Below are 23,202 nucleotides of genomic sequence, written 5' to 3' on the forward strand. Positions count from 1 at the left end.
GAGATTTTAAACACCCAGTTAGCAAGCATCATACGTTTCCCTTCGTCATTTAAAAAACATTTCATGTATATTTTCCACTTGATATCATATATAAAAGCGTGTATAGTACTAAATTGTTTATAAGAACTAAGGAGGAAAGGTTTGAACATACAATGAAGCTCGGTGCCCGCATTTTCAAAACAGGAATCGCCGTTACATTAGCGCTTTTTCTAGCATCCCTATTACACTTTCCCTCTCCTGTATTTGCGGGAATTTCCGCAGTTTTTGCAATGCAGCCGACGATTTACCGTTCCTATTTATCATTGATTGAACAAGTCCAAGCCAATATCATTGGCGCTGCATTTGCCATTATTGCTGTTCTTTTGTTCGGACGTGACCCGTTCATTATCGGCCTTACGCTCATGATCGTTATCGCTCTTTGCTTAAAAATGCGCCTCGAGTCAACGATATCGGTAGCATTAGTTACCGTTATCGCGATTATGGAATATACTGACAGAGAGTTTATCAAATTTGCCGTTATCCGGTTTTCCACCATTATGCTCGGGGTATTCGCTGCCTTTATCGTCAACTTAATTTTTCTTCCTCCAAAATATGAAAAAAGGCTATATGCACAAATTAATGAAAACACGGAAAATATTTTAAAATGGATTCGCATCCATATAAGGCATGCGTCCGAGCACCATATTTTAAAAGAAGACATTGAAAAAATGAAAGAAGATATGACAAAACTCGAGCATCTTTACTTAATGTATAAAGAAGAGCGCACGTACTCGCGAAAAAATCGTTTTCAAAAATCACGAAAACTTGTGCTATATCGGCAAATGATCGTAGTCGCAAACAGAGCGCTCGATACATTAAAAATTCTTCATCGTTTTGAAAACGAGTTGTACCACATGCCGCTTGAGTTGCAGCAAGCCATCCGCTCACAACTAGACAGTCTGCTTCATTACCATGAACAAATATTGCTAAAGTTTATTGGTAAAACAAAATGTCATCCTCGTACAGAAACAGCGATGGAAACCCATCAAGAAAGAACACGTTTAATCGAAGCATTTTACGCACATCACCAGCAAAAAAACGAATATTACCTCTTTTCATTAATAGGAGCGATTATCGATTATAGCGAACAATTAGAACATCTTGATAAATTGATTGACAGCTTCCAACATTATCATCATGATGCTGCCTTAGTAAAAAATTTAGCTAGTCACTAAAAAGGCTATCTCCGCTAAAAGAGATAGCCTTCTTTTATTAGTTTTTCATGCGCGGATCCAACGCATCGCGCAATCCGTCGCCCATCAAGTTAAAACCAAGCACGGTTAACATAATCGCAAGCCCTGGAAAAATCATCGTCCATGGTGCTTGTGTCAAAAAGTCTTTCGAATCCGCTAACATTTTCCCCCATTCTGGATTCGGAGGCTGTGCCCCCAATCCGAGAAATCCGAGGGCGGCCGCTTCGATGATGGCCGTTGCAATCGCCAGTGTGCCTTGCACGATAATCGGTGCCATACTGTTTGGCAAAATATGATGGAACAAAATGCGCATATCGCTCATCCCAATTGCTTTTGCCGCCATCACGTATTCTTCTTGTTTAATGCTTAATACACGCGAGCGAATCAATCGTCCGAAGTTCGGGATATTAATCACCGCAATTGCAATCAGCGCATTTTGCAAGGAAGGTCCAAGCACCGCGACAATCCCAATGGCAAGCAAAATACTTGGAAACGCAAGCATAATATCAAACAAGCGCGAAATAATTCCATCAATCCAGCGCCCGTAATATCCTGCAATAATGCCAAGCATCGAGCCGACAATAACGGAGCCGAGCACGGAGAAAAATCCGACCCATAGCGAGATTCTTGCCCCGTAAATGACACGTGAGAAAATATCTCTGCCAAAATCGTCTGTTCCAAATAAATGTTTGGATGAAGGCGGCTGCAGCCGCTCTGCTAAATTTTGTTCTTTAAAGTCATAAGGCGCAAGCAGTGGAGCAAAAATCGCCAGCAAGATAAAAAAGACAACAATTCCCAATCCGACAAGGGCCATTTTATTTTTCCGAAATCTGCGCCATCCTTCTTTCCACAGGGAAGCAGATTCTTCCTTTTCTTCCACAGCGTGAATCGGCGTTTGATTACGGGCTAGTTCCGCCATATCCGCTTTCCCCCTTTAATTAGTTATATTTAATGCGCGGATCAATCGCTGCATATAGAAGGTCTACAATTAAATTAATGAAAATAAAAATCGTTGCGATTACTAAAATCCCAGATTGAATAACCGGATAGTCACGGTATCCAATCGCATCGTAAATGTAGCGGCCGATGCCTGGCCAGCTGAAAATCGTTTCCGTTAAAATCGCGCCACCTAGCAATAAGCCTGTCTGTAAACCTATTACCGTCAATACAGGAATAATGGCATTTTTTAACGAATGCTTGTACACGACCCAAAACATGCTTAATCCTTTTGCTCTTGCCGTACGAATATAATCGGATTTCATCACTTCGAGCATGCTTGAACGCGTAATCCGGGCAATGATCGCCATCGGAATCGTCGCTAGCGCTACGCTTGGCAAAATTAAGTGCTGCACGACTTGCATAAATTGCTCAGTATTCCCTGCTAGGAGCGTATCAATTAAATATAAATGGGTAATCGGTTCAATTGGATTTCGTACTTCTTCGCGTCCCGATGTCGGCAGCCAATCTAATTGAATCGCAAACACCCATTGTTCCATCAGCCCAAGCCAGAAAATCGGCATGGAGACACCAATTAAAGCTAATACCATCGCGATGTAGTCAAACCACGAATTTTGAAACCAAGCACTAATGATTCCTGCATTCACCCCGATCACAACGGCGATGATCATTGCCGCTAATGAAAGTTCTAAGGTCGCCGCTAAATATGGCCAAATTTCTTCTGATATGGCCGCTCCTGTTCGAATGGATTCTCCTAAATCTCCTCTCAGCAATCCGCCTAAATATTTGATGTACTGAACATACCACGGCTGATCTAATCCGAGCTCATGGGTTAATGCGGCAACCGCTTCTTTCGTTGCCTTTTGCCCTAAAATGACTTGAGCAGGGTTGCCCGGAATCGCGCGAATCATGAAAAAAACGACAAGAGACATCCCTAATAATACAGGAATGACCATTAATATTCTTCTTACTGTATAAGAAAGCACTTCTGTCACTCCTTTCACCGATCATGAAAAAAGAGGGAAGGATGCACTCCTCCCCCTCCACACGTTGTTATTCGAATTCAACTTTTGTAAATTTATCCGAACCGGTCGGATGCGGGTTATAGCCTTTAATGTTTGCTTTCCCAGCAAGCAGTGGCGTCGAGTGGACGAGCGGAATCCATGGTGCATCCTCTTTGATAATTTCTTGCGCTTTTTTGTAAAGGTCATTCCGTTTATTTTCATCGCTGATCGTTTGCGCTTCGACTAGAATTTTATGAAGCTCGTCATTTGAGTAATACGTATAGTTGTTGCTGCCGATGCTGTCCTTGTCGAGCAGCGCGTACAAGAAGTTGTCCGCGTCACCGTTATCTCCTGTCCAACCAAGCAAGAACGCATCTGCTTCCCCTTTTGCTGCTTTTTCTAAATACGTTGCCCATTCATACGTAACAATTTTCGCTTTTACACCAATTTTCGCGAAATTTTCTTGAAGTGCTTCCGCTATTTTTTTGCCATCCGGCATATATGGACGAGGCACTGGCATTGCCCATAATTCCATTTCAAAACCGTTCGGATAGCCTGCTTTTGCAAGTAATTCTTTCGCCTTGTTCAAATCAAACGGATAATCTTGAATTTCATCGTTATATCCAGGAATGCTCGGCGGCATCGGGTTTTTCGCCGGTTCCGCCTGGCCGGCATAAAATGCGTCAATGATCGCTTTTTTGTCCACCGCATAGTTCAATGCTTGACGGACTAATTTGTTTTTCAACGGTCCTCTCGTCGTCGTCAATCCGACGTAACCAACATTCATCGATGGACGTTTAAAAACTTGCAAATCTTTATTTCCTTCAATTTGTTTCAAATCGTTCGGATTCAAATCTTCCATTAAATCAATTTCGCCTTTTAATAGCGCATTTAGGCGAGCAGAGTTATCCGGAATCGAAACAAAGATTAATTGATTAAGCTTTGGATAGCCTTTTTCCCAATAATCTTTATTTTTTTCAAGGACAATGCGCTCGTTTCGTTTCCATTCTTTAAAGACGAATGGACCAGTTCCAACCGGATTTTCGCCAAATTTGTCTCCAGATTTTTTAATCGCTGCCGGGCTGGCAATCGCAAACGGCGGCATTGCAATGTTTTTCAAAAACGGAGCCTGCGGACGTTTCAACACAAATTGAACCGTGTAATCGTCCACTGCTTTTACTTCTTTGATGACATGGCTTTCATCGTTTTTATAGCCGCCAAACATCGAGCCGTAATACGGGAATTTTTCGGCGTTGCCGTTCGCCCAACGCTCGAAGTTAAATACGACTGCTTCCGCGTTGAAATCCGTTCCATCATGGAACTTCACGCCTTTGCGGAGCTCAAATGTGTACGTCAATCCATCATCGGAAATCGTCCATTTTGTTGCTAACGCCGGTTTTACCGTTGTATCGCCATCGTTATAATCTAGCAGTGTATCGAAAATGTTTTTCGTCACTTTTAACGATTCGCCATCGGTGACCGTAGCTGGATCGAGCGAGACGGAATCACCGCCGCGTCCATATACGAGCGTGTCTTGAGATGATGATTTGCCTTTTTCACCGCTGCTTGTCTTTTCTGATTTTCCACAGCCAACTAGTGCCATGGACAATACAAGCATCAATGCAAGCAATGTTATCCATATTTTTTTCCTCACCATAAGTTCCCCCTTTAGATTTCATTTTTATCATTTCGTTGCTTGCCAATGACTAATAAAGATGGCAAGCAACGTAATGGCCTTTTTCTACTTCTTTCATCTCCGGCCGCTTTTGCTTGCAAATATCCATGCAAGCGCTGCAGCGCGTATGAAATGCACACCCTTGCGGCGGATTTGCGGGATTTGGCAAATCGCCTGATAACAGCTGGCTTTCCTTTTTATATTCGGGATCTGGAATCGGAACAGCGGAAAGCAGCGCTTTCGTATACGGATGTTTTGGCGATTCATATAACTGATCGCTATCAGCCAATTCGACTAGACGACCTAAATACATTACGCCGACGCGGTCGCTAATATGACGGACAACCCCTAAATCATGGGCAATAAAAATATAGGTAAGCCCAAATTCTTTTTGTAAGTCTTCTAGCAAATTCAACACTTGCGCTTGAATCGACACGTCAAGCGCCGATACTGGCTCATCGGCGATAATGAGCTTCGGGTTGGTCATTAACGTCCTTGCAATACCGATACGTTGCCGCTGTCCGCCGCTAAATTGATGAGGATACCGCTTCGCGTGATAACGCCCAAGCCCAACGACTTCGAGCATCTCTTGCACGCGCTTTTTTCTTTCCTCTTTCGATCCTATTCCATGGACCACGAGCGGCTCTTCCAATATTTTTTCAACCGTATGGCGCGGATTCAACGATGCAAAAGGATCTTGGAAAATCATTTGCATATCGCGCCGCATTTTCCGTAATTCCGATTTAGATAGCTTTGTCACTTCTTTTCCTTCGAATACAATCGAACCTTCTGTCGGCTCAATTAAGCGAAGAAGCATCCGGCCGGTCGTTGATTTGCCGCAGCCGCTTTCCCCGACGATGCCGAGCGTTTCTCCTTTGTAAACGGTAAATGTGACATCATCGACCGCTTTCACTTCACCGATTTTTTTTCCAAATACTCCTCCTGTAATCGGAAAATATTTTTTAAGACCTTTCACTTGCAACAGCGGTTCGCTCACGATTTCGTTCCTCCTCTCCGAGCGGCAAAAAACAGCGAACACGATGCCCTCGTTCTCCCGCTTCATATAATTCTGGATCTTCGTGGAAACAGCGGTCAAACGCATATTCGCACCTTGCGGCAAAACGGCATCCTTGCCGAACCGATCCTGGTTTTGGCACATTTCCCGGAATGGAATATAATCGTTCCTTTTTTGTCCGAATATCCGGCACCGATTGAATGAGACCGATCGTGTAAGGATGTTTTGGGTTTTTAAAAATCGTCCGTACATCGCCTTCTTCCACAATTTTTCCTGAATACATGACGATCACGCGTTCACATACCTCAGCGACTACCCCTAAATCGTGCGTAATCATCATAATCGATGTGCGAAAGTTTTTATTCAGTTCCTTCATTAACGCTAAAATTTGCGCCTGAATCGTCACATCGAGCGCCGTTGTTGGCTCATCAGCAATTAATAATGATGGATTGCATACCATCGCCATCGCAATCATCACACGCTGACGCATCCCGCCAGAGAGCTGATGCGGATATTCATCGACAATCTGTTCTGCTCGCGGCAAGCCAACCAGCTTTAACATCTCGACGGCTCTTGCTTTCGCTTCTTTCTTACTCATTTTCGTATGTATGCGAATCGCCTCAATTAGCTGGTCTCCAATCGTAAATAGCGGATTTAATGAGGTCATCGGTTCTTGGAAAATCATCGCGATTTCATTGCCGCGAATTTGCTTCATCCGCTTTTCCGTTGCATGAACGAGATTTTCACCTTTGAAGATAATATCGCCATCAACGATGCGCCCGACCCCTTTCGGCAATAAGCCCATAATCGACAGCGAGGTGACGCTTTTTCCACATCCTGATTCTCCGACGACTCCTAAAATTTCCCCTTCGTTTATGTAAAAATCAACGCCATCAACGGCGGGAATTTCTCCTTCATCCGTAAAAAAAGATGTTTTCAATCCTTTTACTTCCAGCACTCGTGCATCTGCCATTATTTCACCTCTCTTCTAACGGAATTGATAGAATATTTTATTTTTTAATTTTAATCAAAATTATGCCACGAAAATTTCGATAAGACAATATAATATTTACAAAAAATTAAAATTATCTAAATAGAAAAAATAATAGTAATAAAAAACAGTCTTACAGCGTGTAAAAATTCTCTTCCTCCTAATTCTAAAATAATAATATTTTTCCTACTAATAAACAAAGAAAAGGAGGGAGAGGTTCATATTATCTAAATAAAAAACGGCCTTAACAACTTTGCAAGACCGTTTCTAACTCTTATTTTTCGATAATATAAACATTTTTCACTCCGTGTAATTCAATTGTTGAATCGTAAATAAGTGATAATATTGTCCTTTTCTGGCCATTAATTCATCATGTGTGCCGCTTTCAACAATCTTTCCATCTTCGATAAGAAAAATCCGGTCCGCGTGGGTAATCGTTGACAGGCGATGGGCAACGATAAACGTAGTCCGATTCTTCGCGAGCCGTTCCATTGCCTCTTGAATGTAATGCTCGCTTTCTAGATCAAGCGCTGATGTTGCTTCGTCAAAAATAAGAAGCGGAGGATTTTTCAAAAAGACACGGGCGATGGCGATTCGCTGTTTTTGCCCGCCGGATAATTTAATGCCGCGTTCTCCGACCTTCGTATCATATCCCTCCGGCAAATTCATAATAAAATCGTGAGCATTGGCTGCCTTTGCGGCGGCAATCACTTCTTCGTCTGTCGCACCTGGTTTTCCGAGCAAAATATTTTCTTTCACCGAATCGCTAAATAAAAAACTATCTTGGAACACCATCCCGATTTGATCGCGAAGACTGCGGACGCGTATGTCGCGAATATCTATGCCGTCTAATAAGATGCGTCCTTTTGTGACGTCATAAAACCGTGGAATAAGGCTTACTAATGTAGATTTTCCTCCCCCGCTCATGCCGACAAGAGCGATCGTTTCACCCGCTTTTACGGAAAACGAAATATCTCGAAGTACAGGCGGCTCGTTTTTACTATAAGCAAAAGTTACGTTTTCAAATACGATGTCCCCTTTTACTTCCTTGCAGTCCATCGCATTTGGCGCATCCACAATATCATATGTCTCATCCAAAAACTCAAACATTCGATCCATCGAGGCGAACGACTGCGTTAATGTCGTTGACGAGTTCACAAGGCGGCGCAACGGGCTATAAAGCCGATCAATATAACCGACGAAAGCAACCAATGTTCCGACGGTAATATGACCAAGCAATACTTGATAGCCGGCATAGCCAATCACAATGATGGGGGCAATATCTGTCACTGTATTCACAACAGAGAACGATTTTGCATTCCAGCTCGTATGCATAAGCGCCTTTGTTAAAAAATTGTTGTTTTGTTCGGAAAAACGTTTCTGTTCCTCTTCTTCGATCGCAAGACTTTTAATCACCGGCATTCCTTGTACTCGTTCGTGCAAGTATGCTTGCAGTTCCGCCAGCGCTTGGGAACGCATTCTCGTCCGTTGCCGCAAACGCCCGAAAAAGTATTTTACGGAAAATGCATAAAGCGGCAGCGTACTGATGGAAACGAGCGTTAATTTAATATCCATCTTCATCATAATGATAAGTGCAATAATAATCGTGGTCATATCTAGCCAAAGATTCATCAGACCTGTAATAATAAAATCTTTCGTTTGCTCGACATCGTTAATCACACGCGAAATAATTTCCCCTGTGCGATGGTTAGAGTAATACGTAAAGCTTAATTTTTGCATATGTGTAAATAATCGATTGCGAATGTCATAGAGCACTTTGCTTGCCGTCCACTGCGCAAAATATTGCCGATAATATTCGACAATCGGGCGAATGAGGACAAAAAACACTAACATCACAGCGATAGCCCACCAAAGACGCTCTGTCTTGACGGACATCGGCAACTTCGTATTTGCGATAATTTCATCAACGACATATTTTAATAACAGCGGAATGAGAAGCGGAATCGCAAACTTAATAATTCCGATGATCATCGTTGCGATAATATACCATTTATATGGACGCACAAATTGCATATAGCGGCGAATAATTGCCAAAAACATATCCCCCTTTAAAAAGCAGAAAACCTGTTTGCGGCAACGAACAGGCTTTTTTGCTTTCCCCTTTCATTCACTTTCGATATGAACGAAACTTTTCATACCACGTGTCAATAAAATCTGGCGCAAACGGACCTTTTCGTTCATGAATCCAACTGATCAGCTTTTTCACATTATTTTTTAAAATTCGATCGATCACATCTGGATAATTCATTTCTTTGCGATGCCGTTCATATTCATCTTCGTCGAGAAGAATATATGTCATATCGGGAAATACTTTAATATCCAAATCATAATCGATATATTTTAGCGCTTCCTCATCCCATACAAACGGTGAACTCAAATTGCAATAATAATAAATTCCCTCTTCCCGAATCATGCCAATAATGTTAAACCAATGTTTCGCATGAAAAAAACAAATTGCCGGTTCGCGCGTCACCCATGTCCGGCCGTCTGCTTCCGTCACCATCGTTTTATCATTCGCTCCGATAATACACGTAGACGTTCCTTTTAGCACGATCGATTCTTCCCATACTCGATGAATCAAACCGTTATGTTTATAACTATGAATTTGAATAATTTCTCCTTCTGCAGGATATCCAGACATCATTCTCCCTACTTTCCTATGGGAACTTCTCTTTTTTATTATAACGATTGAAGATACAAATGAAAACAAAAGAGAGCCATCTTAACGCGTTGAAGATGGCTCGCACGTACGGCGATACTGGTTTTGATATGTGAGAATGACTTCTTCCGTTTGCTTTTCAAACGTTTGTTGAATCTCTCTTAACTGTCGTTTCATTTGTTGGATTTCCTCTTGAATGGATTGGAGTTTCGCTTCTTGTTGCAGCTCGATTAATTGTTTTTCAATTTCTTGGCAGCGCTCGATTTCCGACTGTAAAAATAAAAGCCGATCCATCGTTTTTAGTTGCTCATTCACTAAACGTTCAAACAGTTCCACGTTCGTTCTCTCCCTTCCCTTCCGGTTATGTTTATTACATTCGGGAAGAGAGGAAAATTTCCTTTGACTATATATGGAAAATTATGATAGCTTTTGTCGATAAAAAATGGAGGCAGCTAGCTCTTTTCTGAGAAATCATTTTCCCAATCGACCAATGGGAAACGATTCTCTAAGAACTGGCTATATCGCCCCCGCTTTTTTAGCTGTCTTGCTTCGGCTCGCAACCTGTCAGCTACTTGAATTTGCATCTTCGCTGACATGCGCCGAGTAACCGCAGGTGCAGCTAGCGGGACAAATAACCTTCTCCCTTGGAGTGACAAACACCCCTGCGGGCGAAGAACATTTGCCCGTCGCGGTTAAACGGCTTGCCTCCACTTTTCTATGTTATTTGCTTGAATTTTGCGCTTTGCGAGCTTCTGCTTGCGCGTTTTGTTGTTTTACTTGTTGCACATTAGTTTCTGCAGCAAATTCAGTGCCGAATTGACCTGCTTGTGCAGATTGTGCGTTTTGTTGTCTTACTTCTTGAATGTTAGTGCCTGCAGCTGTTTTGTTTGGTTGTTGTTTTGCCATTGTTATCACCTCCACGTCACTTAATGTGCCCAGGAGGTGATCGTTTTATCCATCCAAATTACAAAAGTAAAGATCTCCCACCATCAACGATAATCGTTTGACCGCGGATCATTTCTGCTTGGTCGGACAATAAAAACATTACCGCGTTGACAATATCTTCAGGTTTTACCATTCGACCGGCAGGAGTTTTTGCTACTGCATCGGCTAGCAGTTCTTCCCGATTTGGAAAATGTTTTAATGCGTCTGTGTCGACCGCACCACCTGATACGGCATTGACAGAAATATTTTTCGGCGCTAATTCGACAGCTAAATAGCGCGTTAATGATTCAACCGCAGCTTTGGAAACACCGACAGCCGTATAATTTTCTAAATAACGGATGGAGCCGAGCGAGCTAATGCTTACGATTTTTCCGCCGCCGACTTTTTCCATTCGTTTTGCCGCTTCTTGCGCGCAAAATAACAGCGCTTTGCTGTTAATATCCATCGTCCAATCCCAATGCGATTCCGCAAGCTCCATCGCCGGCCGCAGCACGCCTGAAGCAGCGTTGTTAATAAGGACATCCACACGTCCAAACGCTTCATCCACTTGCGCGAACATCGCTTTGATTTTTTCGACATCACCGACATTCGCTTTCACGACAAGCGCTTTTCGCCCCAGCGCTTCGATTTCCTGCGCCGTTTGTAACGCCGCTTCTTTACTGCGTGCGTAGTTAACGACAATATCGTATCCTTCTTTTGCAAGACGAAGGGCAATCGCTTTGCCGATTCCACGGCTGCTTCCTGTGACTACCGCAACTTTTTCACTCATGTTTTTCTCCCCTTTATGTATAAATGAATGAGTACTTTTTTAAACTAGAAAAAAAGGAGGCATCCATCATGTACGTTGGCCGCGATATGACCGAACTTTCGATGATCCCAAAATCGGAATGGAAAGACAGCGAACTCGCTTTTTTCCACCATTCGTTTCAGCAAATTGCTCCTTATTTAAACGCAGAAGGACAAACGATCCACCGCGAAATCATCGAAGAAATCGAAGCTCGCGGCGGACTCAGAAAAAGCGAAGCTACCTATACACAAGGAACTAGACAATCGTATGACTGAAACAGGTGGATTATCCACCTGTTTCTTTCTCTTTATACTCTCGCCAAATTCGTTGATGGGAAGCAGGAAAGGCGTATAAACTGATTTCTCGCTCATCAACAAGTTTCAGCTGTTCTGTTTCCGTAAAACCATTAACTAGTTTGCCGTCATAAACAGTAATATTCCAAACTAAGTGAGAAAACACATGTTCTAAAACCGCAAAAGGTTTCTCAAACTGGACTATTGCCCCGTATTCTTCCTTCAAAAACTTTTCCAACTGTCTTTCCGGATTTTCCCGTGAATGGGCTACTTCGCAGTTCGGAAATTCCCATAAATTCGCAAGCAATCCATCGCTGTCCCGCTTATGGATCAGTACTTTGCCATGTTCATCTTTCAGCACCGCAGCTGCAATCGCCACTTGTTTAACACTCGTTTTTTTCGTTTTTACCGGAAGCTCCGTCTGTACCCCTTCTTGCAGCGCCCGGCAATGCGCTTGTACAGGGCAAAGGAGACAAGCCGGATTACGCGGTGTACAAATAATCGCTCCTAACTCCATCAACGCCTGGTTGAAATACGAAGGGTTTTCGCGTGAAATAATTTGCCGGATAATCGCTTCGAATAACTTTCTCGTTCCTGTTTTGGCGATATCTTCCCAGACAAGAAAAATCCGTGATAATACCCGCATCACATTGCCGTCGACGGCAGGTTCCGGAATGCCATAGGCGATGCTTAATACTGCCCCTGTCGTATACGGCCCAACTCCCTTTAATTTGGAAAACTGTTCTGGATTGTCGGGAATTTTCCCGCCATATTGCTCTTTCACTTCTTTTACCGCCGCATGCAAATTACGGACGCGCGAGTAATAGCCGAGCCCTTCCCACGCTTTCAGCACCTCTTCTTCGTCCGCTTCCGCAAGCGCCTCCAGTGTCGGAAATTGCTCGATAAACTTATTAAAATATGGAATAACGGTGTCTACTTTTGTTTGCTGAAGCATAATTTCCGACACCCATACTTTATACGGGTCGTTATCTTTGCGCCACGGCAGGTCACGCTGCTCTTTTTCAAACCAGCCGATTAAATCTAACTGAAATTGTTCGATGTTAAAGCCATCCAGCAACGTTCGTGTCTTCACCTTGTCTCCTCCATGCTGCTTTTATTCCATCTAGCATGTTTATTATAACAAATGATGCTGCTTGCCGCAGTACAAGGAGGGCTTGAATGGTGCCTCTTCTTTTTTCGCTATTCTTAAACAATTCACCAGAAGAAGGCTTGTTTATTAGATTGTACTTTTTTCTTCTGTAATTGACGGATATATAGATTGAGCATTTTTCTCTTGTAATTGACGGATATCAATGCGCACCAGCAGAGAAGCAGCCAAAGCGATAACAAATAGCCCTGCGAAGAAGGTTAAGCTGTCTTCATAAGAACCGGTAGTATCCTTGATGTAAGCGGCAAATAGCGGGCCTACAAGTCCTGCGGCTGCCCAAGCGGTCAAAATGTAACCATGAATGGCACCTAATTGCTTTGTACCAAACAAGTCTCCGATATACGCAGGAATGCATGAAAATCCTCCGCCGTAGCAAGTGTACACGATAATCAACATTCCCATAAACAACCACTTGACCGAAACGTCCGGCAAGAAAAAGAAGATAATAATTTGTAAAACGAAGAACGCTGTATAGGTATTTGGTCTTCCGATGTAATCAGAGGCAGATGCCCAGCCGATACGTCCTAAGCCGTTAAATACTCCAATGGCGCCAACCAATGCCGCAGCCGCAGCTTGGTCAATACCGATACTTTCCATGGCAAGCGGCTTTGCCACAGCCAAGATAGCAATGCCGCATGTTACATTGATAAACAACATCATCCATAAATACCAAAAACGTCTTGTTTTAATTGCTTCATTTGCGGTCAATTGTGATAAATCCATCGATGTTTTTGCTTTTCCAGCCTTCACTTTTTCTTTAAAGCCTTCAGGCATCCAACCTTCAGGCGGCTTCTCTAAGTAAAGAGAAGAGAAAGCCATAATCAAAAAGTAAACAGCGCCTAAAATATAAAACGTGTTACTAACGCCAACCGAACCGATCAAACTGTTCATCACAGGACTTGAAATGGCGGCGGCAAATCCGAATCCCATAATCGCAAGCCCCGTAGCAAAACCACGACGATCTGGGAACCATTTCACCAGCGTAGAAACAGGTGTAATATATCCTACTCCAAGACCAATTCCGCCTAACACCCCATAGAATAGGTAAAGCAAATGCTTCGATTCCAAAACAACCGCAAATCCGGAACCAGCAATGCCGATCCCAAAGAACGTTGCAGCAAGTAATCCTGCTTTTCTAGGACCGTGTTTTTCGACAAAGTGACCAAGGAATGCCGCTGATAAACCTAAAAACAAAATGGCAATGCTAAATGTTAGCGCAACTTCTTGATCCGACCACCCAAACATTTGTTTTAATGGATTCGTAAAATTACTCCATGCATAAACAGAACCGATGCAAATATGAATTCCTACTGCTGATAAAGCGATGAACCAACGATTTTTCATTTGTTAGTCCCCCTTTTTATTCGGTTATTTGATCGACATGCGTGTACACATTAAACGTTTGTCCGCGAATAAACCCTACAACCGTAATGCCTAAATCGTTCGCTAATTCGAGCGCCAATGTCGTTGGCGCGGATTTCGATAAAATAATGCCTATTCCCATTTTGGAAACTTTCAGCAATACTTCCGATGATACTCTTCCGCTGAACGCGATTAATTTGTCCGATAACTGCAAATCGTGCTGCAAGCAATATCCGTAAATTTTGTCCAACGCATTATGCCTGCCAATATCAGAACGAACGATGACTAGTTCGTTCGGTGTACAAAGCGCTGCGTTATGAATGCCGCCAGTCGCTTGAAAATCGGTGGATCTCTCTTGCAACAGCCGCATAAGACGAAAACATTGGTCAACACGAACGTTCGTTCTGTGCACAACCGTTTTGGCAGTTTTCATATCGTTGTAAAAATAAAATTGTCTGCTTTTTCCACAGCATGAGCCGATAAACCGTCTTGCATAAAACTCTTTTTGAATAGACTGTTTCGTAACAAGCTCAACATAGGCAAATCCGCGATGTTCATCCACGGATATTTCCTTTATTTCCTTGCTGGAACGAATCAGTCCTTCCGAAGCTAAAAAACCGATGACCAATTCTTCCAAATGGGTCGGAGTGCATACCATTGTTGCGAATTCTTGCCCGTCAACGACAATCGTAAGCGGAAACTCCACCGCAACCTCATCATCTAGCTCTTCAAAATGATCATTATGATACTTTACAATTTTTTGCTTACGAGTCACGAATGACTCCATCGACCCCACCCCCCGTTTCCGAATTTCACAAAAAGAAAACCGCCACATTTTCTATGACGAAGGCATACTATCCTTCGCGCACATAGAAAAGTGGCGGTAGTTTCAGCACAGAGCTCCTGTGACAAAACCAACGCTCTCGTCACGCTACAAGCGGAAACTTAACTACCAATCGCTCTTTCGCCATTGTATAGCTAAGCTTCCTACCATACTCACCATGTTAATCTGCTTTTAGCATATCATGAAAACGCATTCAAAAACAATACAGAATATTTCGACATATTATTTTTCTATCGGCTTTTCAAATATAAATACAGAAACAGCAATATCGTCTTCTACTTTAATATCGCTAAATAAATATAAAAGTTTGGACCCCGCCAGTTCCTCAAGACCTTCCGGCACTTTTTGCGCATATACTTCTTGAATCATGCGAGTACGGGCTGCATGAACCATTTCCTTTCCTTCCGGTGACCTTGCGATAAATTTTTCTGTCGGCGTTAAATTTCCTTGCAAGATCGTGATGGCCAGATTGTCGATAAAATATGTTTTAATCCGTTCCGGCCCCTTTCCAAACAGTTGCTTGCGAACTTTCCGCACTAAATCGTTGAATGTCGCTTCCTTTTTGGACATTGAAAAGCCCCTTTCCAACCATAAATTTGCGAAAAACGATGTCTTTACAGGTTGTTTTACGAACAATTCAGTAATATAATTATAATAAAAAAAATCAAAATAGACATAAACATAGTGGAAAAATAATAAGGCTTCCCTTGTTATTTTTCTACTAGTCTATTTGGATATGGATTGGTTATTTTAGTATCGTCATGCTAAAAAACTACTCCACCATGACTGAAGACCATCTTCATTCATGGTGGAGTTTTTATTTTACTGTGGAGGAGGTTTAAGCATGAGCGAACAATTGATAACGATTACAATAAACGGAAGCGATTACAGCGCAAAACAAGGAACGACGATTTTGGAAGTCATTAATGAAAACAACATCCCACATCCGCAAGTTTGCTATACTCCTGAGCTTGGAGCCATTCAAACGTGCGACACATGCATTGTTGAAGTGGATGGGAAACTGATGCGCGCCTGTTCTACTCCCGTTAAGGACGGCATGAACATCGAGCTTTCTTCCGAACGGGCGAAAACGGCGCAAAAAGAAGCGATGGACCGCATCCTAGAAAACCACCTATTATATTGTACTGTCTGTGATAACAATAACGGAAACTGTAAATTGCACAATACGGTGGAACTGATGGGAATTGAGCATCAATCGTATCCATACCGCCCGAAAGTAGATCCATCGGAAGTCGACATGTCCCATCCATTCTACCGCTATGATCCAAATCAATGCATCGCCTGTGGGCAATGCGTAGAAGTATGTCAAAATTTACAAGTAAACGAAACATTATCTATTGACTGGGAAGCGGAACGCCCTCGTGTTATTTGGGATAACGGTGTTCCGATTAACGAATCTTCCTGTGTCAGTTGCGGACAATGCGTTACCGTTTGCCCATGTAATGCATTAATGGAAAAATCGATGTTAGGCGAGGCCGGCTTTATGACCGGTTTAGATAAAGAAATTTTAAATCCAATGATCGATTTTGTAAAGGAAGTCGAACCTGGCTACAGCAGTATTATTGCCATTTCGGAAATCGAAGCGGCGATGCGCAAACAGCGCATCAAAAAGACGAAAACGGTTTGTACGTTCTGCGGCGTCGGCTGTTCGTTTGAAGTATGGACAAAAGGACGTAAAATTTTAAAAATCCAGCCTGTCTCTGAAGCACCAGTCAACGCCATTTCCACATGTGTAAAAGGAAAATTCGGTTGGGATTTCGTCAACAGCGAAGAACGCCTGACCAAACCGCTTATCCGCAAAGGTGACGTGTTTGTCGAATCCACATGGGAAGAAGCGCTTTCGCTTGTTGCAGAAAAACTTGGCGAAATCAAACGGAAATACGGCGGCAACGCCATCGGCTTTATTTCATCGTCGAAAACATCCAATGAAGAAAATTATTTAATGCAAAAACTTGCGCGGCAAGTGTTTGAAACGAACAACGTCGACAACTGTTCGCGCTACTGCCAGTCGCCGGCAACAGACGGATTGTTCCGCACAGTAGGAATGGGCGGCGATTCCGGAACGATTCATGATATCGCATCCGCGGGATTAGTGATTATTATCGGCGCCAATCCGGCGGAAGGACATCCGGTTTTGGCGACTCGCGTCAAACGTGCCCATAAACTATTTGGTCAAAAATTAATTGTTGCTGACTTGCGCAAAAATGAAATGGCGGAACGCGCCGATTTATTTATCCGACCAAAACAGGGAACGGATCAAGTATGGTTGATGGCCGTCACGAAATATATCATTGACCAAGGCTGGCATGACGAAGCGTTCATTCGCGAACGCGTTCATTTCTTCGATGAATTCAAAGAAGTGCTCGAAAAATATACGCTCGATTACGCGGAAGAAGTAACAGGCATTGCGAAAGCAGACTTAATCCGCATCGCTGAAATGATCCACAAAGCAGATGGAACATGTATCCTCTGGGGAATGGGCGTTACGCAAAACACGGGAGGAAGCGATACATCAGCGGCCATCTCGAACTTATTGCTCGCAACAGGCAACTATGGACGCCCAGGCGCTGGAGCGTTCCCGCTCCGCGGCCATAACAACGTGCAAGGTGCTTGTGATATGGGGTCCCTTCCTTCCTGGCTTCCAGGATACCAGCATATTACGGATGATATCGCGCGGGCAAAATTTGAAAAAGCGTACGGCGTCCGCATCGATGGAAAACCTGGTCTTGATAACATCCAAATGATCGAAGCAGCCGAACAAGGAAAATTAAAGGCAATGTATATCGTCGGCGAAGATATGGCACTTGTGGACTGCAACGCCAATCATGTCCAAAAAGTGCTATCAGAGTTAGACTTCTTGGTAGTACAGGACATTTTCTTATCGAAAACAGCGCAATTTGCTGACGTTGTTTTGCCAGCAGCTCCAAGCTTAGAAAAAGAAGGAACGTTTACCAACACAGAGCGGCGCATTCAACGTTTTTACCAAGCGCTTGAACCGCTCGGCGATTCAAAACCGGACTGGTGGATCATTCAAGAAATCGCCAAACGGATGGGTGCTGATTGGAACTACGCCGGACCGAAAGAAATTATGGACGAAATCGCAAGTCTTGCTCCGCTTTTTTCACAAGCGCATTACGAAAACTTGGAAGGCTGGAAAAGCCTTTGCTGGGGCAGCTACGACGGTGCAGATACGCCGATTCTTTATAAAGAACGCTTCAACTTCCCGGATGGAAAAGCGCGCTTTGCACTCGCCGACTGGGTACAGCCGGCAGAATATCCGGAAGAATACGATTTGCTTGTGAACAACGGACGATTGCTCGAACATTTCCATGAAGGAAACTTAACATACAAATCAGAAGGCATTCAAAGAAAATTCCCTGAAATATTCGTTGAAGTATCTCCGGAATTAGCGAAAGAACGCGGCATCAAAGACGGCTCGCTCGTTCGTTTAGAATCACCATTCGGCAGAGTAAAAGTGCGCGTACTCGTCACTGACCGTGTCAAAGGAAAAGAATTATTCTTGCCAATGCACTCGGCAACAAACGAAAGCGCCATTAACATACTTACCGGTCCTGCCACTGACCATCGCACGAATACACCGGCGTTTAAACAAGCAAGAGTGCGCATGCAAGTGTTGGAAGTCGACGGAGAATCTCCGCTCCCGCGCACCAATCCGCGATTTAAAAAGCGGAATCCAAAAAGAGGCGTCGAAGTCGATCGAAAATGGAAGCGTCCGGATTACGTTCCTTTAACGGATGAATGGAAGGAGGCACAGCCGCGTGGCTAAACCAATTACAACCATTCAAAAACAAAACATTACCGAAGAAGAAAAACGTGAGAAAACAATAGAAGAACTAAAAACTTCATTGACGGAAAAAGAAGAAGCGGTCACTGAACTGCTTTCTATTATAGAAGAACTGCATAAAAGCGGCATACTCGAAGCGGCAAATGCGATGCTTAAAGCAAAGGAAGATATCGTGAAAATCGTCATCGGCCAAGCAAATCGCAAACCGGTGACAACAGCGATTAATCATGTGATCGGGATGGCACAGCTGCTTGCCAATCTAGATCCGCAATTAACCACTAAATTATTGGAAAGCACCGCTTCCGGCATTGCCGAAGCATATAAGCAAACAAAAGAAAAAGATAAAAAAATCGGCATTTTCGATCTTTTAAAAGCAGTGAATGATCCTGACATTAACCGCGCCATCCGCTTTATTCTTTCCTCTTTAAAAGAATTTGGAAAACGTCTGGATGATGATAAAAGCTAAACATTCGCCTTTTTCAGCCATCTTTCCTAAACAGGAAAGATGGCTTTAGTATTCCCTTCCCTCGCCAATGCATTCGAAATGTGCTACACTGGCAATAAATACATCCTTGTTTTTATGTGCTTACTCGTCCAATGATCGAAAACGGACTGGATATACTAATGAACGAAACTAGCAAAGGAGGCTTATTTCGCTTGGATACAGGCACACACATTCTTATGGGGGTAGCGCTAGGCAGTATTGCCACATTGGACCCCACTGTCGCTCAAGACCCTTTTTTGTCTCATGCTGTGCTGATCGGAACATTAGCCGGCTCCCAAGCGCCGGATATTGATACGATTTTAAAATTACAAAACAACGCAAAATATATCCGCAATCATCGCGGAATTACCCATTCGATTCCTGCCGTATGGCTATGGTCGTTATTCATTACAGGCATTATCGTTTGCTTTTATTCATACGTCAATGTATTTCACTTATGGCTATGGACGTTCATTTCTGTCGCAGTTCACGTATTTGTCGATATTTTTAACGCTTACGGCACGCAAGCGCTGCGGCCGTTTACAAAAAAGTGGATTGCGCTTGGTGTGATCAATACATTCGATCCAATTATTTTTGCCCTGCATATCATCGGGGTTGGCCTGTTGTTTCTTGACCTTCATCCCGGCTATACGTTTCTAGCGATTTACGGTGTCATCGCCGCTTATTATATAATACGATTACGCCAACAGGCAGCGATTAAACAAGCCATCCGTGCTGAAATTGCCGATGTCGAACAGATTATTACCGTTCCGACGTTCCGCTTCCGCGAGTGGCATTTGGCGATTACGGCAAAAGACTACTTTTATGTCGCGAGGGCCAAAAACGGGTGCATCTATATATTGGACCAATTTGAAAAATGTCCGCTTCCTGATGACCCTGTCATCGAAGCAGCGAAAAAGGATGAAAACGTTGCTGCTTTTTTGTCTTTTTCCCCCGTCTACCGATGGGAACTTCATGAATATAACGATCATTATGAAGTGAGATTTACGGACTTGCGCTACCGCAGCAAAGGCTATTATCCATTCGTCGCCGTAGTGCAATTAGATCGCAATTTAAATATTGTCAGTTCGTATACCGGCTGGATTTTCAGCGAAGGGAAATTGCGAAAAAAACTGGACCTCATTCCAAACTGATAAAAATAGGCGGTCGTTTTGAAACAACCGCCTATTTTCAATGTTTTAAATAATCATTGCGATTTAGCAAATGTTGATATTTCGGATTTGTCGTTTGAAATTCATGTAATGTCGCTCCATACCGGTCAATCCATTGACGCACTACTTTTTCTGTCAGCTCTTTTCCTCTATATTCGTATCCAGCGCGGGCATATGTCGTTTCGAAATCTTCCCATAGCAATTCGACCCACGTTCTTGCTTGGGCATAAGCAAGCGACGGATTTTTCTCCAACAAATAGTTCGTCAGCCGTTCAAAATATTCATTCATCGTCATTTTTTCCACCTCTTATCCCAACAATTTGAACACATAAGAGAGCAAAATATCCTCATAATAAAAATACGTGTTGGCCATCAACACGAGCAATTGCAAAGGAGGGAATGTGCGATGCGGAATAAAGAACGCAACTTCCCAAACCAAAACAATAATAAATTCGAAGGTGAACCACGAGCGAAAGCGGAATATGCTTCAAAACGGGCAAACGGCACGACTAACACCCATCCGCAAGAACGCATGCACGCTTCCGGTAAACGCGATGACAATTTTTAAAAACTTTCTCTTATTTTGAGAGGTGTGAGACAATGGGTCGCCATTCGCACAAAAAATTTTATGATAACTTATACTCCAATCCTTTCCAGCAGCCATGGGCAAATCCAAAACATGCCCATGCACAAGTCAACGGAGAAACTCAACAAACACTTAACTTAATTATCCTTGAGCGTCAAACGCGGAAACAATCGTAACAAAATCGAACCTAGAGAATCTTCTCTAGGTTCTCTTTACTATAATTACGGCTTTCGCAACAACGAAATCGGCAATGCTTCTTCCTCCCCGTTTCCCTTTAACCGATAGCCCCAAGCAAATACTCCTTTCAAATAACGCACTTTAAAATATTCCCCCGGATCTCCCTCGATCTCATATATTTCTCCCGGCTGAAAATCATTCGGGTCAAGCAAATACGCTTTTGCCATCGCGATTTTTCTTTCATATACGGCGTATTCATTTATCATGCCCATCCGTTCTGCTTTGCGCGCTTTTTCCGTTAATGCCGCGATTTCCTGATGCAACTCTTGTTCCGTCATTTCACTATAACGCTTTTGTTCTCCTTGCGCTTTCATCGTTTGTCTCCCTCCTTTAATTTGTCCAAAAATTGCTCGATCATCTCCAGTGGGAAGCCTTTCCGGTACAAAGCCTGCTTCATTTTTTGCTCGTACATCGGACTATTATATTTTTCATAGCGACGATGCGCTTTTCTTCCTTGATACTCCAAAGCTTCCCACTCCTGTTCCTCCTTTTCGTCCCGTTCTGACAACAGCACCCGATCGATGACTTCCTGCGGAAATCCTTTTCGATATAAAAGCTGCCCGATCTGATATTTCCATTGCCGCAAAGACTGTTTTGCCCGCTGTTTTTTTGCTTTTTCATAAAGCGATTTTGCCGTTTCCACTTGCTCATCAAAGGAGTAAATAGCCAAGCTTTGTTCAATCCATTCTTCCGCAACCCCGAGCTTTTCCAATTCTTTACGGATGACATATGGCCCTTTTGCCGTTGTTTGCTTTTGCGTGCGCACATAAGCGAAGACGAATTCACGGTCATCAACATACTTATTTTCCCTCAACTTATGCAGCACGTCATCGATAATGCTCTCAGACGCCCCTTTTTTCTTCAAATAATCGACTACTTCCTGTTCGGACCGCATTCGATATGATAAAAAATATAATGCTTGATGATACGTTTTTTTTACTTCATCTGCATATACTATTTGTTGGAAAGAGTGTTCATCTATTTTCATTCCTTTTTTCAAACGAAACTGAAGAAGCACGTCTTGATCAACACTAAAAACAAGTGTTTCTCCATTTTCCTTTTGGATGGACACGTTAAAACGCTCTGGATTTTTTGTCTGAACCGCAATATTCGTAATGATCCCCATCGGTTTTTCCCTCCATTTTTTATCGTACCATAGAAGGTATTTCGTACACAAAAAGCGAAATGAATAAACTACCATAAAATCAGGAGGGAATATAATATATGAATATCGCCATTGCCGGCGGAACTGGATTTATCGGGAAAGCGCTTTCGAACCACCTTGCGTCACAAGACCATACCATTTATATATTGACGCGGCATCCTAAATTATCTTCTTCTAATATCCGCTATGTTTTATTCACGCCTGAAAGCCGCCCCCAAGCAGACTTTCCTGCCTTTGACGCCGTGATTAATTTAGCCGGCGAACCGATTAACCGCAGAAGATGGACAAAAAAGCAGAAAGAACGCATTGTCCATAGCCGTGTCTCCACGACCCAATGGATGATTGAACTGATCAAAGCATTGCCATCCCCTCCTAACGTATTTATCAACGCGAGCGCCATCGGGATTTACGGCACTTCACTTACCGCTTCTTTTACAGAAGAAAGTTCAGTTATTGGCAACGATTTTCTGGCACAAACCGTAGCAAAATGGGAAAAAGAAGCGAAACAAGCAGAGTCGTTAGGGGTTCGTACAGTAATGGCACGATTTGGTGTCGTTCTTGGCAAAAACGGCGGGGCGTTGCCGAAAATCGTCTTACCGTACCGTTTCTGGATTGGCGGTCCAATCGGCTCGGGACAGCAATGGATCTCTTGGATTCACGAGAACATCCGCCGGAAGCCCACTGCTTTAGCTGTGGAAGGAAGGCGGGGTTTATATTTTCAGTATATATTGAATTTTTCGTTCAATATAAGTACACTGGATTTAGAAAGGTAGGTGAAT

25 protein-coding genes are annotated in these 23,202 nt (G+C 43.1%); 8 read left to right on the forward strand and 17 right to left on the reverse strand.

Features of this window, described 5'->3' with window-relative positions; all coding sequences use genetic code 11:
• The first annotated feature begins 152 nt into the window (after window positions 1-152).
• A complete protein-coding gene (locus FNL97_RS15045; protein ID WP_012749205.1) occupies window positions 153-1,214 on the forward strand; it encodes an FUSC family protein in 1,062 nt (353 codons plus the stop codon).
• Window positions 1,215-1,251: 37 nt separating this feature from the next.
• On the opposite strand, the gene nikC is transcribed toward FNL97_RS15045, so the two are convergent.
• The 10 genes from nikC to fabL form a co-directional block, all read right to left on the reverse strand.
• Window positions 1,252-2,151, reverse strand: a complete 900-nt coding sequence (gene nikC, locus FNL97_RS15050) for a nickel transporter permease (protein WP_012749204.1) — start codon at window positions 2,149-2,151, stop codon at window positions 1,252-1,254.
• Window positions 2,152-2,170: 19 nt separating this feature from the next.
• Window positions 2,171-3,175, reverse strand: a complete 1,005-nt coding sequence (locus tag FNL97_RS15055; protein ID WP_062678468.1) for an ABC transporter permease — start codon at window positions 3,173-3,175, stop codon at window positions 2,171-2,173.
• 67 nt (window positions 3,176-3,242) lie between these two features.
• A complete protein-coding gene (locus FNL97_RS15060; RefSeq protein WP_373467256.1) occupies window positions 3,243-4,850 on the reverse strand; it encodes an ABC transporter substrate-binding protein in 1,608 nt (535 codons plus the stop codon).
• A gap of 49 nt (window positions 4,851-4,899) precedes the next feature.
• Window positions 4,900-5,865: an ABC transporter ATP-binding protein gene (locus tag FNL97_RS15065; RefSeq protein ID WP_143416067.1), complete on the reverse strand. Its 966-nt coding sequence runs from the start codon at window positions 5,863-5,865 to the stop codon at window positions 4,900-4,902.
• Entirely contained in the window at window positions 5,831-6,856 is a 1,026-nt protein-coding gene (locus FNL97_RS15070; protein ID WP_143416068.1) for an ABC transporter ATP-binding protein, read from the reverse strand. Before FNL97_RS15070 ends, FNL97_RS15065 begins: the two co-directional genes overlap by 35 nt.
• Window positions 6,857-7,174: 318 nt before the next feature.
• Window positions 7,175-8,929, reverse strand: coding sequence for an ABC transporter ATP-binding protein (locus FNL97_RS15075; RefSeq protein WP_143416069.1), 1,755 nt, complete (start codon window positions 8,927-8,929; stop codon window positions 7,175-7,177).
• Between the two features lie 73 nt (window positions 8,930-9,002).
• Window positions 9,003-9,536: a nucleoside tri-diphosphate phosphatase gene (ntdP, locus tag FNL97_RS15080; protein ID WP_062678470.1), complete on the reverse strand. Its 534-nt coding sequence runs from the start codon at window positions 9,534-9,536 to the stop codon at window positions 9,003-9,005.
• 81 nt (window positions 9,537-9,617) lie between these two features.
• Window positions 9,618-9,890: a YgaB family protein gene (locus FNL97_RS15085; protein WP_062678460.1), complete on the reverse strand. Its 273-nt coding sequence runs from the start codon at window positions 9,888-9,890 to the stop codon at window positions 9,618-9,620.
• Between the two features lie 384 nt (window positions 9,891-10,274).
• Window positions 10,275-10,460, reverse strand: a complete 186-nt coding sequence (locus FNL97_RS15090; protein ID WP_012749194.1) for a gamma-type small acid-soluble spore protein — start codon at window positions 10,458-10,460, stop codon at window positions 10,275-10,277.
• Window positions 10,461-10,518: 58 nt separating this feature from the next.
• Complete coding sequence (gene fabL, locus FNL97_RS15095) at window positions 10,519-11,268, reverse strand: enoyl-[acyl-carrier-protein] reductase FabL (protein WP_062678461.1); 750 nt, start codon at window positions 11,266-11,268, stop codon at window positions 10,519-10,521.
• Window positions 11,269-11,336: 68 nt separating this feature from the next.
• Between fabL and yfhS the strand changes: the two genes are divergently transcribed.
• A complete protein-coding gene (yfhS, locus tag FNL97_RS15100) occupies window positions 11,337-11,561 on the forward strand; it encodes a mother cell protein YfhS (protein WP_012749192.1) in 225 nt (74 codons plus the stop codon).
• Window positions 11,562-11,571: 10 nt separating this feature from the next.
• Here the strand turns inward: yfhS and mutY are convergent, their stop codons facing one another.
• The 4 genes from mutY to FNL97_RS15120 all read right to left on the reverse strand — a co-directional run bounded on the left by mutY (window position 11,572) and on the right by FNL97_RS15120 (window position 15,523).
• Window positions 11,572-12,672, reverse strand: a complete 1,101-nt coding sequence (gene mutY / locus FNL97_RS15105; RefSeq protein ID WP_143416070.1) for an A/G-specific adenine glycosylase — start codon at window positions 12,670-12,672, stop codon at window positions 11,572-11,574.
• A 144-nt stretch (window positions 12,673-12,816) separates the two neighbouring features.
• Window positions 12,817-14,091 (reverse strand): L-lactate MFS transporter, encoded by a 1,275-nt coding sequence (locus FNL97_RS15110; protein ID WP_143416071.1) that lies wholly within the window; start codon window positions 14,089-14,091, stop codon window positions 12,817-12,819.
• Window positions 14,092-14,107: 16 nt separating this feature from the next.
• Window positions 14,108-14,896, reverse strand: coding sequence for a formate dehydrogenase accessory sulfurtransferase FdhD (gene fdhD, locus FNL97_RS15115; protein WP_012749189.1), 789 nt, complete (start codon window positions 14,894-14,896; stop codon window positions 14,108-14,110).
• 279 nt (window positions 14,897-15,175) lie between these two features.
• A complete protein-coding gene (locus FNL97_RS15120) occupies window positions 15,176-15,523 on the reverse strand; it encodes a Na-translocating system protein MpsC family protein (RefSeq protein ID WP_012749188.1) in 348 nt (115 codons plus the stop codon).
• Between the two features lie 274 nt (window positions 15,524-15,797).
• On the opposite strand from FNL97_RS15120, the gene fdhF reads away from it, so the two are divergent.
• From fdhF to FNL97_RS15135, 3 genes are all read left to right on the forward strand, one after another.
• Window positions 15,798-18,761 carry a formate dehydrogenase subunit alpha gene (fdhF, locus tag FNL97_RS15125; protein ID WP_062678464.1) on the forward strand — a complete coding sequence of 988 codons (2,964 nt, stop codon included), beginning with the start codon at window positions 15,798-15,800 and terminating at the stop codon, window positions 18,759-18,761.
• The gene (locus FNL97_RS15130; RefSeq protein ID WP_012749186.1) at window positions 18,754-19,245 is read left to right on the forward strand and encodes a helical membrane plugin domain-containing protein; all 492 of its coding nucleotides are present in this window, start codon (window positions 18,754-18,756) and stop codon (window positions 19,243-19,245) included. The genes fdhF and FNL97_RS15130 overlap by 8 nt, the downstream gene beginning before the upstream one ends.
• Before the next feature lie 191 nt (window positions 19,246-19,436).
• Complete coding sequence (locus FNL97_RS15135; protein WP_143416072.1) at window positions 19,437-20,417, forward strand: metal-dependent hydrolase; 981 nt, start codon at window positions 19,437-19,439, stop codon at window positions 20,415-20,417.
• 37 nt (window positions 20,418-20,454) lie between these two features.
• On the opposite strand, the gene FNL97_RS15140 is transcribed toward FNL97_RS15135, so the two are convergent.
• Complete coding sequence (locus FNL97_RS15140) at window positions 20,455-20,724, reverse strand: YfhJ family protein (protein ID WP_041269804.1); 270 nt, start codon at window positions 20,722-20,724, stop codon at window positions 20,455-20,457.
• Between the two features lie 117 nt (window positions 20,725-20,841).
• On the opposite strand from FNL97_RS15140, the gene FNL97_RS15145 reads away from it, so the two are divergent.
• Window positions 20,842-21,003, forward strand: coding sequence for a small, acid-soluble spore protein K (locus FNL97_RS15145; RefSeq protein WP_012749183.1), 162 nt, complete (start codon window positions 20,842-20,844; stop codon window positions 21,001-21,003).
• Between the two features lie 32 nt (window positions 21,004-21,035).
• Window positions 21,036-21,197 (forward strand): YpzG family protein, encoded by a 162-nt coding sequence (locus FNL97_RS15150; RefSeq protein WP_012749182.1) that lies wholly within the window; start codon window positions 21,036-21,038, stop codon window positions 21,195-21,197.
• 45 nt (window positions 21,198-21,242) lie between these two features.
• Here FNL97_RS15150 and FNL97_RS15155 read toward each other — a convergent pair whose 3' ends face one another.
• Both FNL97_RS15155 and recX read right to left on the reverse strand, forming a co-directional pair.
• Window positions 21,243-21,572, reverse strand: a complete 330-nt coding sequence (locus tag FNL97_RS15155) for a YfhH family protein (RefSeq protein WP_012749181.1) — start codon at window positions 21,570-21,572, stop codon at window positions 21,243-21,245.
• A complete protein-coding gene (gene recX, locus FNL97_RS15160) occupies window positions 21,569-22,384 on the reverse strand; it encodes a recombination regulator RecX (protein ID WP_143416073.1) in 816 nt (271 codons plus the stop codon). Before recX ends, FNL97_RS15155 begins: the two co-directional genes overlap by 4 nt.
• 98 nt (window positions 22,385-22,482) lie before the next feature.
• On the opposite strand from recX, the gene FNL97_RS15165 reads away from it, so the two are divergent.
• Window positions 22,483-23,196 (forward strand): TIGR01777 family oxidoreductase, encoded by a 714-nt coding sequence (locus FNL97_RS15165; protein ID WP_286173399.1) that lies wholly within the window; start codon window positions 22,483-22,485, stop codon window positions 23,194-23,196.
• Window positions 23,197-23,202: the final 6 nt, after the last annotated feature.

It is taken from the genome of Geobacillus sp. E263, from assembly GCF_007197795.1.
Taxonomy (GTDB): domain Bacteria; phylum Bacillota; class Bacilli; order Bacillales; family Anoxybacillaceae; genus Parageobacillus_B; species Parageobacillus_B toebii.